Annotated in this window: 6 protein-coding genes and 2 pseudogenes; 5 read left to right on the top strand and 3 right to left on the bottom strand. The window is 59.3% G+C overall.

From position 1 onward, the window contains the following. From csrD to B3605_RS25785, 5 genes and pseudogenes are all read left to right on the top strand, one after another. Positions 1–2,010: RNase E specificity factor CsrD (csrD, locus tag B3605_RS01995; protein ID WP_296431942.1), on the top strand; the 2,010-nt coding region annotated here is incomplete at its 5' end. 311 nt (positions 2,011–2,321) lie between these two features. Further along, on the top strand, positions 2,322–3,365 hold the full coding sequence (gene mreB, locus B3605_RS01990; RefSeq protein ID WP_003855260.1) for a rod shape-determining protein MreB: 1,044 nt from the start codon (positions 2,322–2,324) through the stop codon (positions 3,363–3,365). Positions 3,366–3,512: 147 nt separating this feature from the next. After that, positions 3,513–4,535: a rod shape-determining protein MreC gene (mreC, locus tag B3605_RS01985; protein ID WP_296431918.1), complete on the top strand. Its 1,023-nt coding sequence runs from the start codon at positions 3,513–3,515 to the stop codon at positions 4,533–4,535. Then, the gene (mreD, locus tag B3605_RS01980; protein ID WP_120455071.1) at positions 4,532–5,020 is read left to right on the top strand and encodes a rod shape-determining protein MreD; all 489 of its coding nucleotides are present in this window, start codon (positions 4,532–4,534) and stop codon (positions 5,018–5,020) included. Before mreC ends, mreD begins: the two co-directional genes overlap by 4 nt. An 8-nt stretch (positions 5,021–5,028) precedes the next feature. After that, positions 5,029–5,331: pseudogene (locus tag B3605_RS25785) on the top strand (Maf family protein); the annotation flags it as partial. 18 nt (positions 5,332–5,349) lie between these two features. Here B3605_RS25785 and B3605_RS01975 read toward each other — a convergent pair. The 3 genes and pseudogenes from B3605_RS01975 to B3605_RS01965 form a co-directional block, all read right to left on the bottom strand. Next, positions 5,350–5,733 (bottom strand): annotated as a pseudogene (locus B3605_RS01975) (DoxX family protein); the annotation flags it as partial. 125 nt (positions 5,734–5,858) lie between these two features. Next, positions 5,859–7,391 (bottom strand): acyl-CoA carboxylase subunit beta, encoded by a 1,533-nt coding sequence (locus B3605_RS01970; protein ID WP_112974080.1) that lies wholly within the window; start codon positions 7,389–7,391, stop codon positions 5,859–5,861. A gap of 23 nt (positions 7,392–7,414) precedes the next feature. Beyond that, entirely contained in the window at positions 7,415–7,870 is a 456-nt protein-coding gene (locus tag B3605_RS01965; RefSeq protein WP_296431944.1) for a hypothetical protein, read from the bottom strand. Between the last annotated feature and the right edge of the window lie 6 nt (positions 7,871–7,876).

Genomic DNA, 7,876 nt, shown 5'->3' with positions numbered 1-7,876 from the left:
TGCGTCAGGCGCGGCGCAGGGCGGGCAAACGGGTCACTACCGCAGCGAACAGGCACAGGGATGCGAATAACCACGAAACTATCTGCGTTTATCACCTCTTTAAGCTTACTGGCCATGTTTCTAATGCTGGTGGGCTGCGCTTTTAGCGTTTACTGGCTAACGCACCAGCGTGTTGAAGAACGTGTACAAACGCTGGCGACCGAAGTGGATCAAGCGCTGCTGACGCAGCCCACTGACGCACTGCGCAGCTGGATGCTGCACACCATGACGGTAATTAATGCCGAACGGGTCGAGCTGCGCAACGGCAGGGAGGTCACGTTCAGGCTTAACCGGCATGAAAACCCGATGCTGGAAGATGAAACCAACCGTTTTATTCAGTTTGACGTGCCGCTGCTGCATCAGCAGGGCGTCACGCTGCGCGTCGTCGTGCTCGATCCCGCCAGAACCTGGTTCCAGTCCTTTACCGGCGTCTATACCCTGGCGGCCATTCTCTTTGTGGTGCTGGTGATGAGCCTGCTGCTGTTTATGATGCACTGCTGGCTCAACCGGCAGTGGCGCGGCATGGAACGACTGGAAAAGCGCGCCGAGGCGATTCTGGCGGGCGAACGAACGCAGCTGCGCAAGGGTGACGTCGATGAATGGCCGCCGCGCGCCAGCAGCGCTATCGATCTGCTGCTGAACGATCTCCAGGAGGCGGGCGAGCAGCGGCTGCGCATCGACACGCTGATCCGCGCCTTCGCCGCGCAGGACAGCCGCACCGGCCTGAATAATCGGCTTTTTTTCGATAACCAGCTGGCGACGCTGCTGGAGGATCAGGAAGATGTCGGCACGCACGGCGTGGTAATGATGGTGCGCCTGCCCGATCTCGATATGCTCAATGAAACCCTGGGCACGACGCTGGTGGATGAGTATCTCTACGATCTGGTCAATATGCTCTCTACGTTTGTGCTGCGCTATCCCGGCGCGCTGCTGGCCCGCTATTTTCGCAGCGATTTTGCGGTGTTGCTGCCGCATCGCAGCCTGAAAGAGGCCAACGGCATCGCGGACCAGCTGATCAATGCGGTGGATTCGCTGCCGCCGATGCGCATGGTGAACCGCGACGATCTGATCCATATCGGCATCAGCGCCTGGCACAGCGGCCAGAGCGTGTCGCAGGTCATGGATAACGTAGAAATGGCGACGCGGCGCGCGGCGCTGCTGGGCGGCAACAACTGGTCCAACGGCGAAGGCAATCCGCTGGACGCCGGGCGCGGCAGCGTGCGCTGGCGAACGCTGCTGGAAAATACCCTGAGCCGCGGCGGCCCGCGTCTCTATCAGAAACCGGCGGTGCTGCTGGACGGCAGCGTCCATCACCGCGAGCTGCTGATGCGTATCTTCGACGGCGATAAAGAGGTGCTGGCGGCTGAGTTTATGCCGCTGGTGCTGCAGTTCGGCATGGCGGACGGCTGGGATCGCCAGCTGGTCACGCGTATCGCCGCCTTATCTGATGTCTGGCCTGACGAAACGCTGGCGCTGCCGATTAATATCGACTCGCTGCTACAGCGTCCTTTTATCAACTGGCTGCAGAATATGCTGTTGCAGTGTACGAAAGGGCAAAGAAAACGATTTTTATTTGAACTTGCTGAGGCAGATGTTTGTCAACACATCAACCGCTTAGCGCCAGTATTCCGCGCGCTGCAGGCGTTTGGCTGTCGTATCGCTGTCGATCAGGCCGGTTTAACCGTGGTGAGTAGCGCCTATATCAGGCAATTCCCCATCGATTTGATCAAGCTCGATCCCGGCCTGGTGCGCAATATCGATCGGCGTACCGAAAACCAGCTGTTTGTGCAGAGCCTGCTGGAAGTGTGCAAATCCGCCCAGACGCAGGTTTTCGCGACGGGCGTGCGGACGCACGCTGAATGGCAGACGCTTATCGGCCTGGGCGTATCGGGCGGGCAGGGCGATCTTTTTGCGCCGTCGCTGCCGGTAAACAGTAATGTGAAAAAGTATTCACAACGCTATCATATTTAGCCCGTTCCGAGGGCGGCCGTCTAAAGCAGGCTTTTGCCGACAGGCAGCGGCGGCGGCATCGCCAACATCCTGTAGCGGAAATGTTAGATTTTATGTCGAACGAGCGCGCCAGAACAGGCGCAGAAAGCGGGTAAAACGGGTGAATACCGCTGTTTTACTCCCGTTAATTCTCGCTGACGATCGTATTAAGTCAAAATGGTCTATTTTTTCACCGAAGCAGAACGTTTTTGCGCCTTGTGGCGGCTTCGCGTGGTTGGTAAAGTAAGCGGATTTTATTTTCCGCCCCCAGCTTGCAGGATTATCCTTTAGATATGTTTAAAAAATTTCGTGGCATGTTTTCCAATGACTTGTCCATTGACCTGGGTACCGCGAATACCCTGATTTATGTAAAAGGACAAGGCATCGTGCTGAACGAGCCTTCCGTGGTTGCCATTCGCCAGGACCGTGCCGGGTCCCCAAAGAGCGTGGCGGCCGTTGGCCATGATGCAAAACAGATGCTCGGCCGTACGCCAGGTAATATTGCAGCGATTCGCCCGATGAAGGATGGCGTGATCGCGGACTTTTTCGTTACTGAAAAAATGCTGCAGCACTTTATCAAACAGGTGCACAGCAACAGCTTTATGCGTCCGAGCCCGCGCGTGCTGGTATGCGTGCCGGTCGGCGCGACTCAGGTAGAGCGTCGTGCTATTCGTGAATCCGCGCAGGGTGCGGGCGCGCGCGAAGTCTTTCTGATTGAAGAGCCGATGGCGGCAGCAATCGGTGCTGGCCTGCCGGTTTCAGAGGCGACCGGCTCAATGGTCGTCGATATCGGCGGCGGTACCACCGAAGTGGCGGTCATCTCCCTGAACGGCGTGGTTTACTCCTCGTCGGTCCGTATCGGCGGCGATCGCTTCGACGAAGCCATTATTAATTATGTGCGTCGTAACTATGGCTCGCTGATTGGCGAAGCGACGGCGGAGCGTATCAAGCATGAGATCGGCTCAGCCTATCCGGGCGACGAAGTACGCGAAATCGAAGTACGCGGTCGTAACCTTGCGGAAGGGGTGCCGCGCGGCTTTACGCTGAACTCAAATGAAATTCTTGAAGCGCTGCAGGAGCCGCTGACCGGCATCGTGAGCGCAGTAATGGTCGCGCTGGAGCAATGCCCGCCGGAACTGGCGTCGGATATCTCCGAACGCGGCATGGTGCTGACCGGCGGCGGCGCGCTGCTGCGCAACCTGGATCGTCTGCTGATGGAAGAGACCGGTATTCCGGTGGTCGTCGCAGAAGATCCGCTGACCTGCGTGGCGCGCGGTGGCGGTAAAGCGCTGGAAATGATCGACATGCATGGCGGCGATTTGTTCAGCGAAGAATAATCGCCTCAATCGGCTGAGACCTGAATCGAAATGCGCAGGGAGTCGCGTGGAAGCTAACGCCGTGTGCGTTAGCGTCAGACGTCCAGCCCAGGGAAGTACGGCGATGGCCGTACTTCCTTACCTGTTGTCGAGGAACACGCAGAATATATGAAGCCGATTTTTAGCAGGGGACCTTCCCTGCAGTTGCGCCTGTTTTTGGCGGTGATAGTAGCCATCGCGATAATCGTCGCCGACAGCCGCCTGGGGTCGTTTACCCAAATTCGCAACTATCTGGACACATCGGTCAGCCCGTTTTATTTCCTGGCCAACGGCCCGCGACAGATTCTTGACGGCATTTCCGGTTCGCTGGCGTCACGTCAGCAGCTTGAGCTGGAAAATAAAGCCCTGCGCCGCGAGCTTTTCCTGAAAAACAGCGACCTGCTGATGCTGGGGCAATATAAGCAGGAAAACGCGCGCCTGCGCGAACTGCTGGGCTCGCCGCTGCGTCAGGATGAGCACAAGATGGTGACGCAGGTGATCTCCACCGGCACCGATCCCTACACTGATCAAGTAGTTATCGACAAAGGCAGCGTTAACGGTGTCTACGAAGGCCAGCCGGTCATTAGTGACAAAGGTGTGGTTGGTCAGGTGATCGCCGTCGGCCAGGTGACCAGTCGCGTTCTGCTGATTTGCGATGCGTCGCACGCGCTGCCGATTCAGGTGCTGCGCAACGACATTCGCGTCATCGCGGCAGGTAACGGCTGTACCGAAGATCTGCAGCTGGAGCATCTGCCGGGCAATACCGATATTCGCGTCGGCGATATGCTGGTGACGTCCGGGCTGGGCGGTCGTTTCCCGGAAGGTTATCCGGTCGCGGTTGTCTCTTCCGTGAAGGTGGATACGCAGCGGGCTTATACCGTGATTCAGGCGCGGCCAACCGCCGGTCTGCAACGCCTGCGCTATCTGCTGCTGCTGTGGGGCGCGGACAAGAACGGCGAAATGCCGATGGCGCCAGATGAAGTCCATCGCGTCGCTAACGAGCGCCTGATGCAAATGATGCCGCAGGTGTTGCCGCCAGCGGGCGAGATGGGCCCGCCTGCGCCATCCGCGCAAATGGGACCGCCTGCGCCGACCAGCAGCGGCAACGGCGCGCAAAGCGCGCCTGCGAACGGGCACGGAGGCCAGCCTTGAGTCGTTACCGCAGCCAGGGGCGTTGGGTCATCTGGCTGTCCTTTCTTGCCGCTCTCGTATTGCAGATTATGCCGTGGCCGGAACAGCTCTATATATTCCGGCCATCATGGATCCTGCTTATCCTGGTCTACTGGGTGCTGGCGCTGCCGCACCGCGTCAACGTCGGCACCGGCTTTGTGCTGGGCGGCGTAATGGATCTGATTGCCGGGTCCACCCTTGGCGTGCGTGCGCTGGCGCTCAGCATCATCGCTTACCTGGTCGCTTTTAAATTCCAGCTTTTCCGCAACTTAGCGTTGTGGCAGCAGGCTTTAATGGTTATGGTGCTGTCACTGGCGGTGGACGTGATTGTCTTTTGGGCGGAATTCTTGGTGATCAACGTTTCATTCAGGCCTGAAATTTTCTGGAGCAGCGTTATCGACGGGATTCTCTGGCCCTGGCTATTCTTATTGATGAGAAAGATTCGTCGTCAGTTCGCTGTTCAGTAAGGAATTTTATGCTATCCCTCTATCTGGCTTCCGGTTCACCGCGTCGACGTGAGCTGCTGACGCAGCTTGGCCTGCAGTTTGAACGTCTCCATACCGATGTTGAAGAGCAACGCCGTCCTGATGAAGCGGCGGAAAACTATGTGCGCCGTCTGGCAAATGACAAAGCGCGTGCTGGCGTCGCCGTGGCGGAGCAGGACCTGCCGGTGCTGGGCGCGGATACTATCGTCGTGCTCAACGGCGACGTGCTGGAAAAGCCGCGCGACGCCGCGGATGCCGCCGCAATGCTGACGCGTCTGTCCGGCCAGACGCATCAGGTGATGACCGCCGTTGCGCTTGTCGATCGCGAATGCGCCCGCGCCTGCGAAGACCAGGAACAGGAAGACAAAGCAGTAGAGGATTGCTTCGGCGCCACCGTTTACGGCAGGGAAGAAGCCGCTCGGGAAGTGCGCCATGAAGTAGGCGACAGCCATCTGGCCAGCCAGAATGAAGGCAACCGGACGGGTCAGGAAGCCGACGAGGATCGCGATGCCGCCGATGAACTCGAGCAGGGCCGCGAACAGGAACAGCGGCGACAGCGGACCGCCGGCACCCTGCGGGATCGGGAAGGCGAAAAGCTTCATCGTGCCGTGCTCGATGAAAAGCAGGGCGGTAACAATACGGAGCGCAGCCAGCGCGTAGGGCTGGTACGCGTTGAGGCGTTCGAAACTGGGCATAAGTCTCTCCTTAAGTCATAAGACAGAGGAGCGTTAGCGATCTGGTTGAAAACAGAGAAGTCACGATTTCTGATGCTCCCATCACATCCACTTGATTTTCATCATTTTTCCACGACATCTTCACCTTAGAGGGGAATATTGTCGTGTTTCTTCCAGGGATTGGTGAGGTCCTTGTTGCGCAGCATCTTCAGTCCGCGCGCCAGCCGACGCCGCGTTGAGTGCGGCATGATCACCTCGTCGACATAGCCACGCTCCGCCGCCACGAACGGAGACAGGAACCGCTCCTCGTACATCCGGGTATGCTCGGCGATCTTTTCTGGATCGGCGATGTCCTTGCGGAAGATGATCTCGACAGCGCCCTTGGCGCCCATCACGGCGATCTGCGCCGTCGGCCAGGCATAGTTGAGATCCCCGCGCAGATGCTTCGACGCCATCACATCGTAAGCCCCGCCGAACGCTTTGCGGGTGATGACGGTGAGCTTCGGCACGGTCGCCTCGGCATAGGCGAAAAGCAGCTTCGCGCCGTGCTTGATCAAACCGCCATATTCCTGCGCCGTGCCAGGCAGGAATCCCGGCACGTCGACAAAGGTAACGATCGGGATATTGAAGCAGTCGCAGAAGCGCACGAAGCGCGCCGCCTTGCGTGAGGCATCGCTGTCCAGTACGCCGGCCAGCACCATCGGCTGGTTGGCGACGAAGCCGACGGTCGAGCCCTCGATCCGCCCGAAGCCGCAGACGATGTTCTTGGCGAAGCTCGCCTGGATCTCGAAGAAATCCCCCTCGTCAGCCGTCTTCAGGATCAGTTCCTTGATGTCGTAGGGCTTGTTGGCATTGGCAGGCACCAGCGTATCCAGCGACGCATCCGTCTCCGTCACCGACTGGTAACATTCGATCTCGGGCACAGCAGACGTGTTCGACTGCGGCAGCAGGTCGATCAGCCGCCGCACCTGCAACAGCGCCTCGACATCGTTGTCATAGGCGCCGTCGGCGATCGAGGATTTCGTCGTGTGCACCGAGGCGCCGCCGAGTTCCTCGGCCGTCACCGTCTCGTTGGTCACGGTCTTGACGACGTCAGGGCCGGTCACGAACATGTAGGAGGTGTCGCGCACCATGAAGATGAAATCGGTCATCGCGGGCGAATAGACATCACCGCCGGCGCAGGGGCCCATGATCACCGAGATCTGCGGAATGACGCCCGAGGCGAGCACGTTGCGCTGGAACACCTCTGCATAGCCGCCGAGCGCTGCCACGCCTTCCTGGATGCGCGCGCCGCCGGCGTCGTAGAGCCCGATGATCGGCGCCCGGTTCTTCAGCGCCATGTCCTGGACCTTGATGATCTTCTCGGCATGCGCCTCAGACAGCGAGCCACCGAAGACGGTGAAATCCTTCGCAAAGACGAAGACCGTGCGGCCGTTCACCGTGCCCCAGCCGGTCACCACGCCATCGCCGGCGATCCGGCTCTTCTCCATGCCAAAATCGCTGGAGCGATGTTCGACGAACATGCCGAACTCCTCGAAGGAACCCTCGTCGAGAATGAGGTCGATGCGCTCGCGCGCGGTCAGCTTGCCGCGCTTGTGCTGCGCCTCGATCCTGGCCTCGCCGCCGCCCTTGCGGGCGATGTCACGACGACGTTCGAGCTCTTCGAGAATTTCCTTCAAGGCGACCTCCCGTTGCGGCGCGATTATTCCGAACCCGGGCTGAGCGTGAAGATCGACCGGATACGCGCTGAGATGTTTTCAGCAAGAATTTCGTCGGATGCGTCCGAAAGGTTCGAGCGGCTTAGCACATCGAATTTCGACACGGCGATAACAGTGCCGTCGTCGACGGAAGCCGCGTCGACGGTAACATTCGCAGAACTCTGGCTCTTGTCGTATCCCTGCCCCGTGGTGACGGAAACGACGCGGATGGTGAGCACGACGCGTGGATAGACCTCGGTGCGAACGGTGGCGTTGATCGCCTTGTTGACGCGATCGCCCACGCCTGCAAGCACGGCCGGCGGCACTTTCGGTCCGGATAGAACCACGGCGCTGCGCACGTCATAGATCGGCCCCGGCGGCTCCTTCGGCATCAGCGAGCCGCAGGAAATCAGCGCCAAACCCGAAACGAGCGCGAGAAAAGACAGTAAAACCTTGGAAATAACCGA

The sequence above is a fragment of the Rhizobium sp. UBA1881 genome, from assembly GCF_002338015.1.
Classification (GTDB): domain Bacteria; phylum Pseudomonadota; class Alphaproteobacteria; order Rhizobiales; family Rhizobiaceae; genus Rhizobium.
Note: the sequence above shows the minus strand (reverse complement) of the source record. Positions and strands in the feature narration are given on the sequence as shown.